The organism is Meiothermus sp. (assembly GCF_037443965.1).
GTDB lineage: Bacteria > Deinococcota > Deinococci > Deinococcales > Thermaceae > Meiothermus.
The window spans coordinates 1-18021 of the sequence record NZ_JBBINI010000031.1; the positions used below are offsets into that span (position 1 = coordinate 1).

The following is an 18021-nucleotide window of genomic DNA, read 5'->3' on the forward strand; positions in this document are numbered from 1 at the left end:
CCACCGAGTTGTACACGTGGCAGGTTGAGGTTGAGCGCAGTTTGTTGGCCTCAGTTTCATGAACACCATCCAGAATCAAAGAATATAGCGGGAAAGGTCGCGGGATGCCAGCACATTCTCTAGTCGCGCCTCCACATATTCCTTGGTCACTTCCACGCGCCCTAGATTGGTCTGGAACGAAACCTCTTCCAACAGCCGTTCCAAAACCGTCGAGAGGCGTCGTGCGCCAATATCCTCCAACTCTTGGTTAGCTTGGTGAGCAAACCGGGCCACCGCCTGGATGGCCTCGGGTGTGAAGTGAAGCTCGGTATCGTCGGCAGCAAGCAAGGCGGAGTACTGCTTGATGAGTGAGTTTTCCGGTTCCCGCAGGATTCGCTCGAACTCCTGGGGCCCGAGGGGCTCGAGCTCCACCCGGATGGGGAAGCGGCCTTGCAGTTCGGGAATCAGGTCGGAGGGCTTGGAAACGTGAAAGGCCCCAGCGGCGATAAACAGCACATGATCGGTTGAGACCGGCCCCAGGCGGGTCGAGACCACGGTTCCCTCCACAATGGGGAGCAGGTCCCGCTGTACGCCCTCCCCCGAGACATCCGGCCCACCCACCGTCCCCTTGCCTCGAGCGATTTTGTCCATCTCGTCTATGAACACAATGCCTTCTTCCTGGGCCCGCCGCAGGGCCTCCTGGGTGGCTTCTTCCTTGTCTACGAGGCGTTCCGCTTCCTGGTTTTTGAGGACTTCCAGGGCTTCTTTGACCCGCAGCTTGCGCCGCACCCTGCGCTGAGGCATCAACCCTTTGAGCATGTCTTGCAGGCCTTGCATCTGCTCGCCGCCAAACATACCCATCATGGGCAGGCGGGCTTCCTCGGCCACCTCGATCTCCACGATCTGGTCGTTGTAGCGGCCCGAACGCAGCTCAAAAGGCTGTATCCGCAGTAGCGAGGCCACTTCCTCTTCGGCCAGGCTCTGGGCCCGCCCCTCCACCTTGCTCTTCATCTCCTGCATGACCAGTTGGTAGGAAGCCTCCGCCAGGTCGCGTACGATGGAGTCTACGTCGCGGCCCACGTAGCCCACCTCGGTAAACTTGGTGGCCTCCACCTTCAGAAAGGGCGCTTCCGCCAGCCGGGCCAGCCGCCGGGCAATCTCGGTCTTGCCCACCCCGGTAGGGCCAATCATCAAGATGTTCTTGGGCATGACCTCTCGAGCCAGCTCGGGTGGCAGTTTCTTGCGGCGTATGCGGTTGCGCAGCGCAACAGCCACCGCCCGTTTGGCAGCAGCCTGCCCCACGATGTGTTTATCCAGCTCGCGCACAATTTCGGCGGGGGTCAGGTTCATGTCCCACCCCCCACGCTCAGCACCTGGGTAGGCTGGCCGCTGGTGTAAAGGTCAATCTCCCCCGCCAGCCGGATAGCCTGTTCGGCAATCTCGGTAGCAGACAGGCTGGAGTAGCGCAGCATCGCCTTGGCCGCCGCAAGGGCATAGGGGCCCCCCGAACCCACCGCTATGACGGGTTCATCGGGGCTCAGCACCTCGCCGTTTCCGGACAGCAAGAGCAGGTTTTCCCGGTCGGCCAGCACCAGCATGGCCTCGAGGTTGCGCAGCACCCGGTCGGTTCGCCAGAGCTTGGCCGTTTCGATGGCCGCTCGAGGTAAGTTGCCCTTGGCCCCCGACAAAGCTCCCTCGAACTTCTCCAACAGCGTCAGCGCATCGGCCACCGCACCCGCAAAACCCACCAGAATGCCCTCTCCCTGCTGCAAACGGCGCACCTTGACCGCTCCGGTTTTCATGATGGTTTGTCCGAGGGTGACCTGGCCATCGCCTGCGATTGCGGTGACACCGTCTCGACGTACTGCCACGATGGTGGTGCCGTGCATTCGCTACATTCCTCCGGAATGTAGCGCCGCACGGTGAATCTGACATGAGAAGCGCTCTTTGTGGCACTTGGGCGAGCACTACGTACAGCCACCTGAGACCAGGCTAGCCCTGGGCTTATGGTTTGCCTACTAGTCCCTTGAAGCCTTCGGGAACAGGTAAACTGCGGATTCGGTTCAGGGGCCACCAGACCGCATTGGCGCGGCCCGCAATCGCGCTGGTGGGAACCGGCCCAAAGGTGCGCGAGTCCTCCGAACCCCCAAAAGTGCGGTTATCACCCATCACAAAGTAGTAGCCCGGCTTGAGTTTGAGCGAGCCGGTATAGCAGTGCTCCCCGTTCCGGCTTTTTTCCAGGTCTGCAGGGCTGGGAGGCACGAGCATTTCCAGGGTCGGCCTGAGGTACTCGGGCAGGCTTTCAGGGGAAAAGCGCACCTGTTGCTGGGTAATCAGCGCGGTCAGACGCTCGTTTTCGTAACAGACCACGGGATAGCTGTCGGGATAGGGGGTGAGGGAGGCGGTGATGTGCAGCTCGTTGATCGGCTGGCCGTTGAGGTACACCACCCCTTCCCGCAGGCTTACCTCGTCGCCCGGCAGGCCGATAATGCGCTTTATAAAAAAGGCCCGAAACTGGAAACCCAACACCGGGAACTGGGCTACCGCATTGGGCGTACCCTCAGGGGGCTTGACGATGGCAACCTCTCCCCTGGCCCACTGCATTAGGCCAAAACGCACCAGCCAGGTTTCGTATTTGGGCACAAACACCCGCTCCCCATTCAGCAGGGTGGGGTTCATGGAGCTACCCACCACCCCCACCGTGGTAAAGACAAACGTGGTTACCAGGAAGGCCAGCAAAAGGGCCTCGCCCACCTGGCGAAACCATTCCTTGAAGAGATAGTCCAAAAATCTGCGCATCGTAAAAGGTCCCCTTGGTCTGGGCTAAAGCCCGGCCCATAGCATAACGCACCCTCCCTCAACTGCGCTCCTGGTCTTGCCTAGCCCCAAGTAGCCTCCATTGCTGCTATAGCCGCCACCACAGGCTGTTTGGATACCAGTGATTTGGTAAGTTAAGGATTGATATGGAGTGAAGTTCCCAAAATGAAGTGCTCAAAGCAACTTCCAGATATTAAAGGAGCCAAATCCATCCCAGGAATTAAGTTACCGGAGCACTAGTCCCCTGCGCCAAACTTTAGAATTTCAGGCGAGCCTGCGAAGCCGCCTTGCGACCCGCCTCGACGATTTCCTCCAGGCGACCGAACTGTTCGATGCCCACCCCCGGCAGCTCGGGGCGGATGTAAAGCTCGGGGGGGTACAGCGAACGGCGCGCTGCGGTTAGGTGGTTTTGCATAATATCAATGGCGCGGCGCACCTGTCCGATTGACGACCGGGGAACCCCCGGCAAACGCATCTCTGGGGTCACGTCCACCGCTAGTACGTATTTGGCCCGCATGAACCGGGCTGCGTCTACCGGGAGGTTATCCAGCACCCCGCCATCCACATAGGTTCTGCCTTCGTACTGAACCGGCGCGACCAGGCCCGGATAGGCCACCGAAGCCAGAACCGCCCCCGGCAGGTCCCCTTCAGAAAAATAAGCCAGCTTGCCGGCCTCGAGGTCCACCGCCGTTACGACCAGCTTTTTGGGGAGTTCTTCGAACCTGGCAGGCAGGTATTTAGCCAGGAAATCCCTCAGGCCCCGCTGGGAGATCAGGCCAGGTCTGGGCACCAAGTCCAGCAAGCGCAACCAGGGGGTCGAACGGGAAATCTCGAGGATCTCGGCGGGCTTTCTACCCGAGGCATACAAGGCCCCAACCACGCCGCCCATGCTGGTTCCGGCAACCACCTCGGCCTCGAACCCCTGGGCCTCGAGCACCTCCAGCACCCCAATGTGGGCGAGCCCCCTGGCCCCTCCCCCCGACAACACCAGACCGCGCACTTTGCTACCTCCAGACCGCCGTTTAGCTTACATAATTCTATACCCAGACCTTCATAAGCCCACTCCCCCCTGCTTCTTATCCGGTGCTGTGAGAGACGGTTCAAACCTTACGAAGCTAATAAAATTCCGAAGCCAAAATAGCTGAGCAGAATTGCCCAAAACCCTGCCAAAAAATCGGTATAGTGATGTTTGTGGGGCTCGCCGGTGTTACCTTGGAAGACCGTTACAAGGTCATTCGACCCATTGCCCGTGGAGCATTGGCGACGGTCTATCTGGCCTTTGACATTCATGGCACACCCTACGCACTAAAGGTCTTTCCCAAGGGATTCGAGGGTCGGGCCGACCGTGAATGGAAGGTTGGACATCAGCTCAAACATCCCCATATCAACCCAGTACTGGCCCGGCTGAGCGTGCCTCACGATGGCATAGAGCAACCTGCCGTTTTGTTGGCTTACGCACCGGGTACCCGGCTCTCTGAATGGCGCAAAGACAACCCCGACAAGGTGCTGGGGGTATTTCAGCATCTGCTCGAGGCCCTCGCGCACATGCACAGCCTGGGCCTGGTTCACCGCGATGTGAAGCCCGACAATCTGGTCGTGGATGGCACGGGAGAAGCGCGTCTGGTGGACTTCGATCTTTCCGGACCCCAAAGCGAGCGTTTTAGTCATAAAGTTCGTCTGGGCACAATTGCCTATATTGCCCCCGAGCAAGTCCGAGGGCAATCACCCACGCCTGCATCTGACATGTACTCGGCTGGCATCTTGCTCTACTGGGCGCTCGCAGGCGAGCTACCCTTTGTCGGTGAACCGGTGGAAGTCATGAACGCCCATCTAAACGAAATACCACCGCCGTTGATTGCTGCACCGGATACAAACCTGCACGTTACCGCCGAACTACAAAGCTATCTAAACCGGCTCATCAGCAAAGACGTAACCAAGCGATATGCCAATGCTATAGAAGCCCTGCTAGACTTCGAGAAGATCGGTCTATCGCGGGCTTCCTAGAGAAGTTCTCAGAAAGAAGAGCCCAATCCCATTCGTGAGGTGTGCTGTGGTAGACTTATATTTTGCCGCTATTCCTAGCGGCAAAAAATGAAGACCGTGATAAGGTAGCACGATACCGCCCGAAAAAAACAAAAAGGGATGACCGAAGCCACCCCGCTGTTTTTTCCAAACGTTAGCGCTTAGACAGTTTTTTGTAAGGCAGATCTAGTTTGCCGGTGTAGTGCGAGTCTGGGCGCAGGAGGCGGTTATCAATCTTGGTGTACTCGAGGATATGCGCACACCAGCCCGAGATGCGGGCCACCGCAAAAATGGGCGTGAAGAACTCGAGGGGATAACCCAGGTCAGAATAGACCACCCCTGAGTAGAAGTCCACGTTCGGGTAAATGCCCTTGGGATTGTAAATGGCCCCAGCCTGCCGTTCGACTTCCTTCAGAATGGCGTATTCCTTGCTGTGACCGTGTTTGACCGCCACCTCCCCGGCGTATTTGTCAAGCACTCCTGCCCTCGGGTCGTAGGATTTGTAGACACGGTGTCCCATGCCCATCACGCGGCCTTTTTTGGCTTGCAGATCAGCCAGCCAAGCCGAGACCTTCTCAGGGGCACCAATCTCGGCAATCATCTTCATCACCGCTTCGTTGGCCCCTCCGTGGCGGGGCCCTTTGAGCGCACCAACTGCGGCCACAATCGCGCTGTAGATGTCGGCCTGGGTGGAATAGGCGGCAATGGCCGTGAAAGTGGAAGCATTAAAGCCGTGTTCGGCCTGCAAAATCAGGGCCACATCCATCAACTTAACTTCCTCTTTGTTGGGCACCTTGCCGTTGGACATGTAGAGAAAGTTGGCTGCGTGGGACAGACCTTTGCGGGGAGCCAGAATCTTCTGCCCTTCACTATGACGCTTGGTGGCAGCCACAATGGTGGCAAATTTGGCGATCAACGAAAGTGATTTTTGGTAGAGCGCTTCGGGGGAAACATCCCCCTCGGTCTCGTCTACCATCCCCAGCTCACTTACAGCGGTACGCAGCATGGACATGGGGTGGGCGTTGCGGGGAAACTGCTTGATCTGCTTGATGATCGAGGCAGGTAGGACCCGCAGCGAGGCCAGTTTGGCGCTGAACTCCTTGAGTGCAGCCTTATTGGGCAGGTGGCCGTGCAACAGTAGGTAGGTCACTTCTTCGAAGGTGGCATACTCGGCGAGATCTTGGATTTTATAACCACCATAGTACAGACGGCCTTGTTCTCCATCAATGAAGCAAAGGCTGCTTTCAGTAAAAATTACGTCCTCTAGACCCCTGGCAATCGTCGCAGTTGCACTCATGTTTTCTCCTGTAACCTTTCCGGCCCATCTCGACTTCAGCCTGTGTATTCTATCTTGTTTCTACACCGAAAAACCGCAGAACAACTCATAATCCTGCAGTGTAGTTACACTGGGAGTGGTTCCACAGACCGGGCAGTCGGAGCGCTGCGGAAACCGAATGGTTTGAAGGTGAGTGTGCAATCCATCGTAGAGCAAAAGCCTACCGGAGAGCACATCACCCACCCCCAGCAAAACCTTGAGCGCTTCGGTGGCCATCAAGCTGCCGATTACCCCCGGTAGAACGCCGAAAACCCCCGCTTCCGAGCAACTCGGAACCGTTCCGGGTTTGGGCGGGTTGGGGAACAGGCAGCGGTAGCATGGCCCCCCCTGGTAATGGAAGACCGAAAGCTGTCCTTCAAATTGGTGTATTGCTCCGTATATGAGGGGCTTGTGCAAGAGTACACAGGCATCGTTTACCAGATAGCGGGTGGGAAAGTTGTCGCTACAGTCGATAACGAGGGTATACGGCTCGAGCAAGCGTAGCGCGTTTTGCGAATCCAGCTTGAGGGCATGGGTCTCTACCTGTACATGCGGATTGAGATGGGTCAAACGGGCCTTGGCAGCCTCGGCCTTGGACTGCCCAACCGCTTGGGTATCGAACAACACCTGGCGCTGCAGGTTGGAGAGATCCACACGATCCATCTCCACAACCCCTAAACGGCCCACCCCCGCTGCGGCCAGGTACATCAAGACCGGCGAACCCAACCCTCCCGCACCTACCACCAGTACTGCACTCTGTTTCAACTTGGCCTGACCCGCGCCACCTATCCCCGGTAACACAATATGCCGGGCGTAGCGATCAAGTTCGTCTTTTGTCCACATAGCAATTTCTCAGCTTCAGCATCAAAATCATCCTATTATTTGAGACTAAGGCCTAACTACCCAGCCGCTAACTCCACCACAACCACCACCTCTTCCCTCTCTGGCAACCAAAAGGCTCGGATATCCCCTGTTTCCAGCGCAACAATGACGTAGGGAACCCGCCAGAAAGCCTCCAACCGGTCGGTCTCACTGGGTTGAGCCGGGCCGGTGGGATGGGAGTGATAGATGGCGACGAGCTCGAGCCCCGTCGTTTCCATCTTTCGCAGTGCTTCGAGCAAAGCCTGAGGGTTGGCCTCGTAGCACAGTTGGGGGGTAGCGTGGATGTTTTCCAGCGGCCAGACCTGCCTCACCTGACCCCACTGACCTACCCAAAGCCCAACGCCTTCGTTGGGCTGCACCGCCCTGAGATGAACCAAGGTTTGCTCGAGGCAATCCTGTGAAACCCGAAGCATGGCTACTCCCGCCCCTCGAGCAACAATACCGCACTCAGGAACTCGTTGAGCGGCAACAGCTCACGAAAGGCCCTCTCCATGGTTGCCAGCAGTTTTTCCGAGAGCACCTCTTCCTCACTTAAGCCATACGAAACCGTAAAGCTGCGCTGTTTGAGATCTTCGATTAAGGGATGATCTGTGCTGTAGCCCTTGGGGGGGCGGGTGAGCTTACCTTCGCCATCCAGTTCAAGCCGCTTGCGCAGTTCCAACCAGCGGTAATCCTGTCGCGCAATGGCTATCCTTATCCGCCGGAGATGTTCTGGCTCGGGCATCCAAATGCCCGCTCCCAAAAAGCAGTGGTCGGGCTCCAAATGAATATAAAAACCCGGCATGTGTACATCCTGCCCCAACCGATGGCGAAACTGGGCCGCCGCATGAGTCTTGTAGGGGGATTTGTTGGCGCTAAAGCGGGTATCGCGGTTGATACGAAAGAGGCTACGCGAACCAGCTACATAATCGGGACTGATCTTCTCCAAACGTGGGGCGAAGTCTTCAATAAAACGCAAAAAAGGTTGCCGCACTAGGCTCTCATAGCGGTGCTTGTTGGCCTGAAACCAAGTACGGTGGTTGTTGTAGCGCAACTCGATCAAAAAGTTGAACAACTCCGGCGCAAAATAAGCCTGCTTTCTGGATAGCACGGGTGGCATACCTAAACACTACCGCTGGGTTGTATACAGAATTGTTAGCAAGTTTCGGATCAGTTTAACTTTCAGCTATCAATCGCTCTGGTGCCTTTGTTTCATCCACCAGGTTGAGGCCCAGGGCGCGCTCAGCTAGGCGTTCCCCGGCCTCAGCGAAGGGATGGGAGATCAGGGTTGCACCAGCTTCAGCTAAAATAGGATCTTCTTCGCGGTGGTAGCTGGTAGCGGCAATGGTTCCAGGAAAGCCCCGTAGTTTGAGTCCCTGGATGGCCCGTACTTTGGCCTCCAGATCGGGCAGGGTCAGTAACACGCCGCTAAGACCCCTCAAGTCCAAGCGCTCCCATAGTTCAGGGTCCTCGGCATCGCCATAGCGTACCTGACGCTTTTTGGCGCGGTGAGCATCCAACTTGCCTTCGTCGGCATCTAGCCCCAGCACCCGGAACCCCTGGCGCTCGAGCATTTTGTAGGCAGCCCCACCGGTGCGCCCCATCCCGACTACCAGCCACTCAGCTCCACCTAGACTGGTAGGTTCGTCGTCTGCGTGTTTACCCTTTCGCTCAAAACGAAGCAAGAAGGTCTCATGGCGCTGAAACAAGCCGTGCACCGAGCGGTTGAGTGGAGCTGCAACCGCCAGCGAAACCGCAACAACCAGGCCAACAACCTGGCTCATGGACTCAGGTAGCAGGTTGCCCTCTACGGCGGCCACGCTGGTAATTAGGGCAAACTCGCTGTAGCTCGAAAGCGAAGCACTGGTCACAAAGGCCGTGCGGGCGCGCAGCCCAAAAGCGATGAAGAGGGCAAAGAACAGCATGGCTTTGAGCGGAAGCAACAACAGGAAGCCCAGTGCCAGCGGCAGGCCCTCGGCTGCCGGTAGCCCCATTAGCCCAATCTGGAGGAAAAAAGCCACCAGGAAGGCTTCTTTTAGGCCCCACAGGGTACGCGAAAGCTCCGAGGTTTGCGAATGTCCGGCCAAGGCTGCACCAATTAGCAAGGCCCCAAGCTCGGGCGAAACCCCCAGACTTTTAGCCAGACCAGCTCCACCCAGCGCCAATCCAAGCCCATAGAGCAGCAAGAGTTCGTCATGACCGCTCTTTTCCAGAATCCAGCCCACGATTGGGCGTAACAACGGCAGTGCCAACAACAGCAAAGCCCAGGGTGTGGGATTTTTGACCCCGGCGTATGCCAGTAGTCCCACCGCGACTAAATCTTGCAAGACTAGGATGCCAACCGCCACCCGTCCGTGGAAGGTGGATAGTTCTTTTCGGTCGTCCAGTAGCTTTACTGCCAGTACGGTACTCGAAAAGGCCAGTCCAACTCCCACAAAAAGCGCAGCATTGTTCCCTAGGCCCAGTAGAAGTGTAATCAAGCCCAACAATAGGGCAAACAATACCAGGTGGATGCCCCCTACCCCCAGCACTTCAAGGCGCACCAGGCTGGCAAAACGGAGCTTCAGGCCCACTGTGAATAAAAGCAACAACACCCCAATGTCAGCAATTTCACCAAGCAGGTTACTGTTGTGGTAGCCTAAAACCCACAACACAAAACCAGCCCCCAGATAGCCCACCAAAGGCGGCAGCCCAAAACGGCTCGCCAACAACCCCAGTGCATAGGCTGCCCCTACCCAAAGCAACTCCATAGCTAAATCATAGGGCCTAAGTGGTCTGGTAAGCTAAGGACTGATATGCAGTGAAGTTCCCAAAATAAAGCGCTCAAAGCAACTTCCAGATATTAGGGAGCCAAATCCATCCCAGGAATTAAGTTACCGCAGCACTAGCAGGGAAAGCTATGGTTTAGATTTCTTTGCGGAAAACACCCCGAAAGGCGGTTGGCCCAAGCGTCGGGAAAGCCTTGGCATCACAACCAGCTCTTTGTTTTCAAGCCAGAGCGCGTCCAGCAAAGCCTGGGCTAGTAGGCCAGCATTACTGTAGCGGCGTAGTGCTACACGAACCGGATCACGCTGGGCTGCCATCAGCACTATCTGCATACCCCCTCCCAGCATGTCGCGCAGGCCATCTACTGCTTCGATCTGGGTCAAAGAATACTCTTCCCAGCGACCAAAACTGCGGATGCGCAGCCGATGGGGGGTGACCTCGAGGCCGCTTAGCCAACCCTCGTCTACCCCTAGAAAAACCATATACAGCCCCAATAACCCAAACAAGACGACCGACCAACGCGGCTCGACACCCTGCAACCAGGCTGCCGCGCAAAGCGCAGCCAATCCCAGACCCATGCCCATCATGCCAACTGCTAGAACATAGGTTTGTATGCTGCGTTTAGAGATCACCCGGAGAACCTCAGCCATTGGGGCAAGTGTAAAGAGGGATCTTAATACACACAAGAGGCAAAACTGTTTCGGTAGTCCGATGGCAATTACCACAATCAGAGTGGCTAATTTGACAACCACCCTAGGCGCAGTATCCAAATGTGTCCTGGATTTAGGGATGGTGGCCCGAAGCTGGTAATAAGAAGTCCTTTTGAGTTATTCCCTTAATATCCCCTGGCCACCAGTGGAATAGGGTGTAGCCCTGGGTAAGCGCTGGCTGGGTTAAGTGGTGTTGTAGTCGGAGTTCCAACCGGGGGCGGCGCTGACGTTGGGCCAGTTGCATGGCTCCACTTTAGTGGAAAGAGTATTGAAGATTTTATATAAGCCCCTGCCACAACCTAAGTGCGCCCAAGATAGAGATTTTGGTTTTGCATCTACCAGATGCATTTTTGAGGTTTGCAGCGGAGCTGCTTTATCGTGAGTTTCCGCAATCGCAGCTCCCAACCTTACTTGCCCACACAAAAGTTGCGAAAGACCCGGTCAATCACTTCTTCCGATACATCTTTGCCTAGGATTTCCGCCAGTGCATCTAGCGCGCTTTCAATTGAAACCCCAGCTAGGTCTTCCGGGGCCAACAAGGCTTCTTGCAGATGGGCCTCGGCCCGGCGCAGGGCTTCGACGTGGCGCTCGTTGCTGACCCAGATTTCGCCCTCGGGAGCGTCGCCCAAGAGCCGGCTGTGGATTTCTCGGCGTAAATCCCCCAGACCCTGGCCGGTCTGGCTCGAGACGGCTAAGAAGGAAGCGTCCTGCCATACCGGAGGTAGATCGGCCTTGGTCGCCACCCGCAAGGTGCGCTCCCAGGGCAGGGCAGCAGGACTGGTTCTGGGCTGGCTTTGGTCGGCCAGATACAAGACCAGATCGGCCTCTTGGGCGATTTGCAGGGCCCGTTCGACCCCACTCTTCTCAATCACATCCTCGGTTTGGCGCACCCCGGCGGTATCCACTGCCACGATCGGCACCCCAGCAATTTCCAATGGGGCTTCCAGGTAGTCGCGGGTAGTGCCAGGAATCGGGGTGACGATGGCCCGTTCGTAGCCCAACAGCGCATTTAACAGACTGGATTTGCCCGCATTGGGAGCACCTACCAGTGCAATGCGAGCCCCTCTCTGGGCCATGCGTCCAGCGGGGGCAGTAGCAAGCAGGTGTTGGACTTCACGCAAGACCGGCTGCAAGGTTTCTGCAATTCGCGCCGGCTCCACGCCTTCTTCGGGGTAGTCCAGCCAGGCCTGGATATGGGCCAGCAGGTTGAAGAGCTGCTCGGAAAGGTGTTGAATTTTCTCTGACAAAACCGCACTCAGTCCCCGCAGGGCTTGCCGCCGGGCCGCGTCCGATTCCGATTCCACCAGATTCAACACCGATTCGGCTTGGGCCAGATCCATTTTGCCATTTAGATAGGCTCGAAGCGTAAACTCACCGGGCTGAGCTGGACGGGCACCCTGTTCGAACAGGGTCTGTAGCACTTTTCTCAATACCGCTGGAGAACCGTGGGTATGCAGTTCGGCGCTGTCCTGCCCGGTATAGGAACGTGGTTTTCGGAAGACCAGCAGCAGCGCTTCATCGAGAATCTCCAGGGTGCTGGGGTCGCAGATTTTGCCATATGTGAACCGCCCACCAGCCAGCTTGTTGGGATTTGTGCCGATCCAGAGCCTCGAGACCAACTCCAAGCTGTCGGTGCCCGAGACCCGCACAATTCCCACCGCGCCCTTGCCAGGGGGGGTGGCGATGGCAGCAATGATGTCGTTGAGTGAAGGCAAGCCCACAAGGTTTTAGTTTATTCGGGACAGAGTCCAGTCAATGAGGGTCAGGGCAGTTTTGCTGCGGGTAATGGGGTCGCCCCCAAAAAGGCGGTTGATCAGCTCAAAATGGGGAAGGGGGGCCTCGAGCTTGGTGATGTGGGCAAATACCGCCCCAGCGGGGGGCATGGGTTTGTGGTTGGCGGCCCACAAGCCCTCGAGGATTTTCCAGCTCTGGATGCTAGCCAGGTAGCCCATCTTGAGTTGAGCCTGTTCGTTGTGCGCGGTCTGGAGTTTACGTCGAGCACTTTCCAGCCAGTAAGCCAGGGCTTTGCGTTCGGCCTCGGGCATCTGGTAGGTGTTAAGCAGATTTTCGGCCTCCGCGCGCAATTCGGCCAGCTTGCCCTCGAGGTCGAAGAGGATCTTGCCGTCTAGGTGGCTGTAGAGCTCCATAGGGTTGTGGCGCATCCTGTCGCGAGCCTGTACCAGGTTGCGAAAGTGCATTTCGATCAAATAATTTTGCCGCGTCTCGCTGCGGAACTTGCGTTCGCTAACCCCGCTCAGCAGCACCCAGAAATCCACATCAGAGCCGGGGGTGGCATCACCTCTGGCCCTGGAGCCGGTAAGTAGCACCCCCATCACCTTGGGGTCAGATTTGAGCGAATCTACGATCTGGGTAATAAGGTTGTCCATCAGTTGGGCTTTCTGGAGCCATAGCGGCTGCTAAGAACTTCGGCCAGTATCAATGCAGTTTGTTTGTCAAGCAATTGATTGCCATTACCACACTTAGGTGACAGGATGCAACGTGGACAACCACCCTCACAGGGGCAGCTTTGCAGCAGATCACGAGCAGCCATCACCCAACGCGGGAACTGCCGCGCAGCCGCTCGAGCATACCCCACCCCGCCCGGATAGCCATCGTAGATGAAGATGGTCGGCCCGCTGCCCGAGGGCAGGGGCCGGGGATAGAAGGCATACGAGACACCCCCAATGTCCTGCCGCTCGGCCAGCACAAAAAGGGGCAGTAAACCAATCAGGGTGTGCTCGAGGGCGTGGATGGCCGAGGGAACCTGGGCTTCGGTCAGGAAGGTCTGGTTGGGCCAGCGCGGATCGATACGATCCCCTGGTTCAAAGGTCGGCAGAATCGCCAAACCCTCGCAGGGATGGAACCAGACCGCCTCAGTCTGGAAGGTCAGCTCGGGCATTAGCAATACAACCTCATCCAACACCGTCTCGCTCAAAAAGCGCTTCTTCACATACCCGGTAACCCGCTCCCGCAGCATCACCGGCCCCACCCAAATTCCACTCCCAAGTTCCTCACCTTGCAAAACCTCTATCTCGGTCTGGGCCCGGGGTTGGGTGTAGTAGTCCTCGAGGCCTGGCAATAGGACAATTTCGCGCTTCTCGGGATCGAGGTTGCGCACCAGATAGCTCTCGCCCTGATGCAGGTAAACCGCTCCTGGATGGGCCTCCCAGTAGGCTTGCCGTTCATCCAGGGTGCCCAGCAACTGGCCGGTGTTGTCCCGTAAACTAAAGCTATGGCCCAGCCCCCGTAGAATCAAATCCTGATGCGGGGTGCGCTTAGGCGAGTAGAGCCTTCCATATTTCTCCACCAGGGGGGGCTGGATGTGGAGCCAGGGTTTGTAAAAAGGCTCGAGGATCTGAGACCTATCTTCTGTTCCCTGGGGCTCAATCTTGAATGCTGGATGAGCGGCAACCGGTAGTTCAATTGGCAACTCTCGCGCCGCGCAATGGGCATGTAGGGGGTAAAGGATTGGATTTTCCGGATCGGCAACGGCCGATTCGGGGGGGCTGGCTAAGAGCAATTCGGGGTGCTGTTCAAAATAGGCATCCATGGGGTCTTCACGGGGTATCCACAAAACCAGGGCCCGCTGCTTCCCGCGACCGGCCCGTCCAGCTCGTTGCCAGAACGAGCTTACCGATCCCGGATAACCCAACAGAATTACCGCGTCTAGGCTGCCAATATCCACCCCCAGTTCCAAAGCACTGGTGCTCACCAAAACCCTGACCTCACCTTCTTGCAGGGCCTGTTCCAACTGCCGCCGCTCCGAGGCCGTGTAGCCTGCCCGGTAAGGTCGCACCCGCGCGTCGGCGGCGTAGCGGGCTACCAGCTCGGCGGTTCGGCGGGCATTGGTAAAAATCAAGGTACGCAGACCCTGCACGGCGGCATGGCGGGCCAGCAGTGCGGCTTCCAGATTGGCACTGCGGCGATGCTTGCCTTCCTTATCGAGGGTCTTGGGTATCCAGATGGCAAATTCGCGCTCGGCCCCCCTGGGGTTTGCTGTAACTGGATGGAAACTCAGCCCGGTTAGGCTATAGGCATGTTCGGCGGGGTTGGCGATGGTAGCGCTGGCTGCAATTACCTGGGGGTTGGCTCCATAATGTCGGGCCAGCCGCAGCAGCCGCCGCAAAATCAAGGCCGTGTGGGTGCCAAACACGCCCCGATAGGCATGGAGTTCATCTACCACAATGTAGCGCAGCTTGGACAGGAACTCCGCCCAGTCACTATGGCGGGGAAGTACTCCAAAGTGCAGCATGTCGGGGTTGGTGAGGATGGCACGGCCTCTCTCCCTGGCTTTTTTACGCTGCAAATCAGATGTATCGCCGTCGTAGGCATAGATTTTATCCGCTACCTCGAGCTGCTTACCCATCTGCCGTAGACGCCCCAGTTGGTCGTGGGCCAGGGCCTTGGTGGGATAGAGCAGGATGGCGGTCTGCTCCTCCAACACAGCCTTGAGTACAGGTACCTGGAAGACCAAGCTCTTGCCCGAAGCGGTTGAGGTAGCCAAAACCACATGCTGGCCGCGCTGCAAGAGCTCCAACGCTTCACCCTGGTAGCTAAAGGGTTGTACCCCCAAAGCCATCAGGACACCGGAAAAGAAACCCTGGTACTGCACGATTTCGGGTGGGCGAGCAGGCAACACCCGCACAAAACCAAGCTGGCCGGCGTAACCTTCTAGGTCGCGCAGCCATTCGCAATAGGAACTATAGGGCAAAAGTTCGTTAGGCAACACCTTGGGTTCTCTTGTTTCTGAGGCGGTTGGGTCTAACCACGACATGCCAGATTGTCGCATGATACCGTTACCGCTTGAATCCTTCACCGTTGGACGTAGTCAGAGGTGAAGGATTCAAGCCGACCGAAGGGAGTAGAAAAGCATTTCGGTAGTATCGTTTAGGCTTGTCAAAGTGAACGATACTACCGAAATGCGTATGACTCATGCCAAGTCTGGGTATTTAGTCTCTCGAGTGGAGACTATACACCCCAACCAAGTGGACGATCCCCTTTCGGGACAGACCGCTGACGCGGCTGTGCACCATTGGGACGATCCCCTTTCGGAACGGGCAATGGCCTTACACCGTAGGATACGCTTTCTTCGCCGAACGCAAGGAGGGGTGTGAACTAGGCTTCACAAAGATGTTCCCCTTTGAGCGTTGGATGATTATCTATGTGAAGACATATCAGTTTCTTCCAGGGTCGAGGTGTCCTGGCGATGTTTCTAGGCTTTCGGCTGTACATTTTCAGCGATAAATTCCCGGCCTCTGTTCCCGCACCTGGGCCATCACAAATATTGGAATCAGTACCAGCAGTGCACCAAAGAATCCCAGCACATGCAGATCAAACCCCTCGACAATGAGCCCTCCCAGGATGGGGAGGGTCATGCCCGCGGCGTTTGACCAAAGCTCGAGCACCCCAATGGCCTGACCGCGTTTGGTGGGTGGGGTGACGTCGGTCACCATGGTATTGGAACCCAGAAAGGCCCCCGACCAGCCCAGCCCCACCAAAAAGGTTCCAGTGGTAATGACCCAGTATCCGTCGCCCAAGCCCACCAGCAATGCCCCCGACCCAGCCACCACCAGTCCAGCCAAAATCACCGGCTTGCGCCCAATCCGGTCGGCCAGCCGTCCAATGGGCCAGGAAAAAGCAAACATACCCATCGCATGCAGTGCTACCGAGAAGGAAATCTGTGAGAGACTACAATCCAGTGCCTTGAGGGCCAAGGCCGTCATGGCCATCATCATGACCATCTGCCCCTGCACCGTTACTGCCGATAGGATGGCTGCTGCCCGTACACGCAAGAGGTCGCCCCGGTCAAGTTCCACCGAATTGGAGCCAGCGCTATCCAGCGCCCAAGCTGGGTAATACTTCTCCATCTCGAGGGCAATCTGCTTCGGATCCGGTCGGATGCTCTTCACCAGCAAAAAACACGGCAAAACCAGCACTGGAACCAGCAGCCAGGCCAGGGCAATTTCATTGATACCCAGGAGTTTCCCCAACCGTTCGGCCAGCGAGACCAGCAAGGGAGAGATGCCTGAACCAAACAAAGAGCCCATCGCCACCAGACTGATGCCCTCTCCGCGCCTGCTGGGAGGATACATATCAGCAGCCGCCACCCGCATCTGCTGCACAGCCCCCACTCCACTGCCGAATATCAGCGCCCCCACACAAAACAGCGCAAATGACCCCAGCAAGGTGGCCATGCCTATGATCAAGGCTCCCACTAGTGACAGCCACAACCCCAGATACATCCCAGCCTTGCGTCCGTGCTGGTCGGTCAGACGTCCGACAAAATAGGCTGTCATCGCCCTGGAAAAAGCCATAATGCTGGTCGCTACCCCAGCAAAGGCTGCATTGCCTAGCAACGTCACCACCTGGATTGCGCCAAGGGTTGGTACTAGCTGCATCCCTGCCCCATTGATGGCCTGGGCTATCGCCAACCGCCAGGTGTTTCTCTTGACCAGGGGTGGAATTGGTACTTCGGGATGAGCCTGTACACTGGGCTGCGCGGACACAAAAAGTAGTATATGCTTGGTTTTCAAGCTTGATGAGGCCCAACTGCGCGAGCCTTTGATACCAAGTTTGGGTAGATAGTACTCCGGTAACTTAATTCCTGGGATGGATTTGGCTCTCTTAATATCTGGGAATTGCTTTGAGCGCTTCATTTTGGGAACTTTTCTGTATATCAATCTCTAACGTACCAAACCAATAGTCTCTCGATGAGAAAAAGAGAGATGCTTTCCTCCCCGAGGGCAGCGAGGGGTATCCATTGGGCTTAACAAAGATGTACCCCTTGATGGGTTCGAGGATTATCTTTGTGAAACCCAGTATTACATAATCACGAGGCTACGAACATTTGGAACTGCTGAATCCTGCTAAACTTGAGGGGTGGAAGCTACCCCCAAAAAACTTTCGCCTGTTTTGCAATTGGGATTGGTTGGATTGATTGTGGCCGGTTTAATCGCACTGGCACTATTGTCCTCCCCGGCTGAGCGAAAGGCGGGGGATTTGCCTCAGACCCAGCTGGTTAGGTTGGATGGAACCACCCTACTATTGCAAAGCGGCAAACCTACTGTGCTCACCGTCTGGGCAACCTGGTGCAGCTATTGCCAGCAGCAGCTACCGCAGTTTGATGAGATGGCCCGCCGACGTCCCGATGTGCATTTTGCTTTTGTGAACGATGGAGAGCCCGCTTCACTGGTACGGCAGTTTCATGACACCAGGGGATTTACCACAGCAGTGGTATACCAGGATGCTCTCCGCACGGTTTCCAATGCCCTGCGCGTGAATGGCTATCCCTCCAACTTTTTCTATAACTCTAAAGGTAAGCTGGTCGGCGAAGTGCGCGGCTACATGAGCAGCGAGCAACTACAAGCAGCCCTGGCACAGCTCGACTGATACGGGTTTAGTACACCGTCAGGCAAAGAATGACGTAAAGTACGGGTGCCAATAAAACACGAGGTACCCTCGAGTGAGGCCGAGCGGAAGTCCCTTCAAGATTGATACGCATTCCGGCAGTATCGTTTAGGCTTTCCAAAGTGAACGATACTGCCGGAATGC

The 18021-nt window shown here is 56.8% G+C and carries 16 protein-coding genes; 2 read left to right on the forward strand and 14 right to left on the reverse strand.

Features of this window, described 5'->3' with window-relative positions; translation table 11 throughout:
* Nucleotides 1-75: 75 nt before the first annotated feature.
* The 4 genes from WKI89_RS14290 to WKI89_RS14305 form a co-directional block, all read right to left on the reverse strand.
* Nucleotides 76-1329, reverse strand: a complete 1254-nt coding sequence (locus tag WKI89_RS14290) for an ATP-dependent protease ATPase subunit HslU (protein WP_337870730.1) — start codon at nucleotides 1327-1329, stop codon at nucleotides 76-78.
* A complete protein-coding gene (gene hslV, locus WKI89_RS14295) occupies nucleotides 1326-1868 on the reverse strand; it encodes an ATP-dependent protease subunit HslV (RefSeq protein WP_337870731.1) in 543 nt (180 codons plus the stop codon). Before hslV ends, WKI89_RS14290 begins: the two co-directional genes overlap by 4 nt.
* A 115-nt stretch (nucleotides 1869-1983) precedes the next feature.
* The gene (lepB, locus tag WKI89_RS14300; protein WP_337870732.1) at nucleotides 1984-2778 is read right to left on the reverse strand and encodes a signal peptidase I; all 795 of its coding nucleotides are present in this window, start codon (nucleotides 2776-2778) and stop codon (nucleotides 1984-1986) included.
* A gap of 274 nt (nucleotides 2779-3052) precedes the next feature.
* A complete protein-coding gene (locus tag WKI89_RS14305) occupies nucleotides 3053-3796 on the reverse strand; it encodes a patatin-like phospholipase family protein (protein ID WP_337870733.1) in 744 nt (247 codons plus the stop codon).
* A 185-nt stretch (nucleotides 3797-3981) separates the two neighbouring features.
* Between WKI89_RS14305 and WKI89_RS14310 the strand changes: the two genes are divergently transcribed.
* Nucleotides 3982-4800 carry a serine/threonine-protein kinase gene (locus tag WKI89_RS14310; protein WP_337870735.1) on the forward strand — a complete coding sequence of 273 codons (819 nt, stop codon included), beginning with the start codon at nucleotides 3982-3984 and terminating at the stop codon, nucleotides 4798-4800.
* 172 nt (nucleotides 4801-4972) lie between these two features.
* Here the strand turns inward: WKI89_RS14310 and WKI89_RS14315 are convergent, their stop codons facing one another.
* The 10 genes from WKI89_RS14315 to WKI89_RS14360 all read right to left on the reverse strand — a co-directional run bounded on the left by WKI89_RS14315 (nucleotide 4973) and on the right by WKI89_RS14360 (nucleotide 16976).
* Complete coding sequence (locus tag WKI89_RS14315; RefSeq protein ID WP_337870736.1) at nucleotides 4973-6115, reverse strand: citrate synthase/methylcitrate synthase; 1143 nt, start codon at nucleotides 6113-6115, stop codon at nucleotides 4973-4975.
* A gap of 60 nt (nucleotides 6116-6175) precedes the next feature.
* Entirely contained in the window at nucleotides 6176-6976 is an 801-nt protein-coding gene (gene moeB, locus WKI89_RS14320) for a molybdopterin-synthase adenylyltransferase MoeB (protein WP_337870737.1), read from the reverse strand.
* 56 nt (nucleotides 6977-7032) lie between these two features.
* The gene (locus WKI89_RS14325) at nucleotides 7033-7428 is read right to left on the reverse strand and encodes a M67 family metallopeptidase (protein ID WP_337870738.1); all 396 of its coding nucleotides are present in this window, start codon (nucleotides 7426-7428) and stop codon (nucleotides 7033-7035) included.
* A 2-nt stretch (nucleotides 7429-7430) separates the two neighbouring features.
* Nucleotides 7431-8114, reverse strand: coding sequence for a DUF2461 domain-containing protein (locus WKI89_RS14330; protein WP_337870740.1), 684 nt, complete (start codon nucleotides 8112-8114; stop codon nucleotides 7431-7433).
* 55 nt (nucleotides 8115-8169) lie between these two features.
* The gene (locus WKI89_RS14335) at nucleotides 8170-9744 is read right to left on the reverse strand and encodes a cation:proton antiporter family protein (protein ID WP_337870742.1); all 1575 of its coding nucleotides are present in this window, start codon (nucleotides 9742-9744) and stop codon (nucleotides 8170-8172) included.
* Between the two features lie 147 nt (nucleotides 9745-9891).
* Entirely contained in the window at nucleotides 9892-10410 is a 519-nt protein-coding gene (locus tag WKI89_RS14340) for an amino acid ABC transporter permease (protein ID WP_337870743.1), read from the reverse strand.
* Between the two features lie 467 nt (nucleotides 10411-10877).
* Complete coding sequence (gene mnmE / locus WKI89_RS14345; RefSeq protein ID WP_337870745.1) at nucleotides 10878-12191, reverse strand: tRNA uridine-5-carboxymethylaminomethyl(34) synthesis GTPase MnmE; 1314 nt, start codon at nucleotides 12189-12191, stop codon at nucleotides 10878-10880.
* Between the two features lie 6 nt (nucleotides 12192-12197).
* Complete coding sequence (locus WKI89_RS14350; RefSeq protein WP_337870746.1) at nucleotides 12198-12857, reverse strand: nucleotidyltransferase domain-containing protein; 660 nt, start codon at nucleotides 12855-12857, stop codon at nucleotides 12198-12200.
* Complete coding sequence (locus WKI89_RS14355; RefSeq protein ID WP_337870748.1) at nucleotides 12857-15199, reverse strand: DEAD/DEAH box helicase; 2343 nt, start codon at nucleotides 15197-15199, stop codon at nucleotides 12857-12859. Before WKI89_RS14355 ends, WKI89_RS14350 begins: the two co-directional genes overlap by 1 nt.
* Nucleotides 15200-15704: 505 nt before the next feature.
* Nucleotides 15705-16976 (reverse strand): MFS transporter, encoded by a 1272-nt coding sequence (locus WKI89_RS14360; RefSeq protein WP_337870750.1) that lies wholly within the window; start codon nucleotides 16974-16976, stop codon nucleotides 15705-15707.
* A gap of 373 nt (nucleotides 16977-17349) precedes the next feature.
* Here WKI89_RS14360 and WKI89_RS14365 point away from each other — a divergent pair, with 373 nt between their 5' ends.
* A complete protein-coding gene (locus WKI89_RS14365) occupies nucleotides 17350-17859 on the forward strand; it encodes a TlpA disulfide reductase family protein (protein ID WP_337870751.1) in 510 nt (169 codons plus the stop codon).
* The last annotated feature ends 162 nt before the right edge of the window (nucleotides 17860-18021 follow it).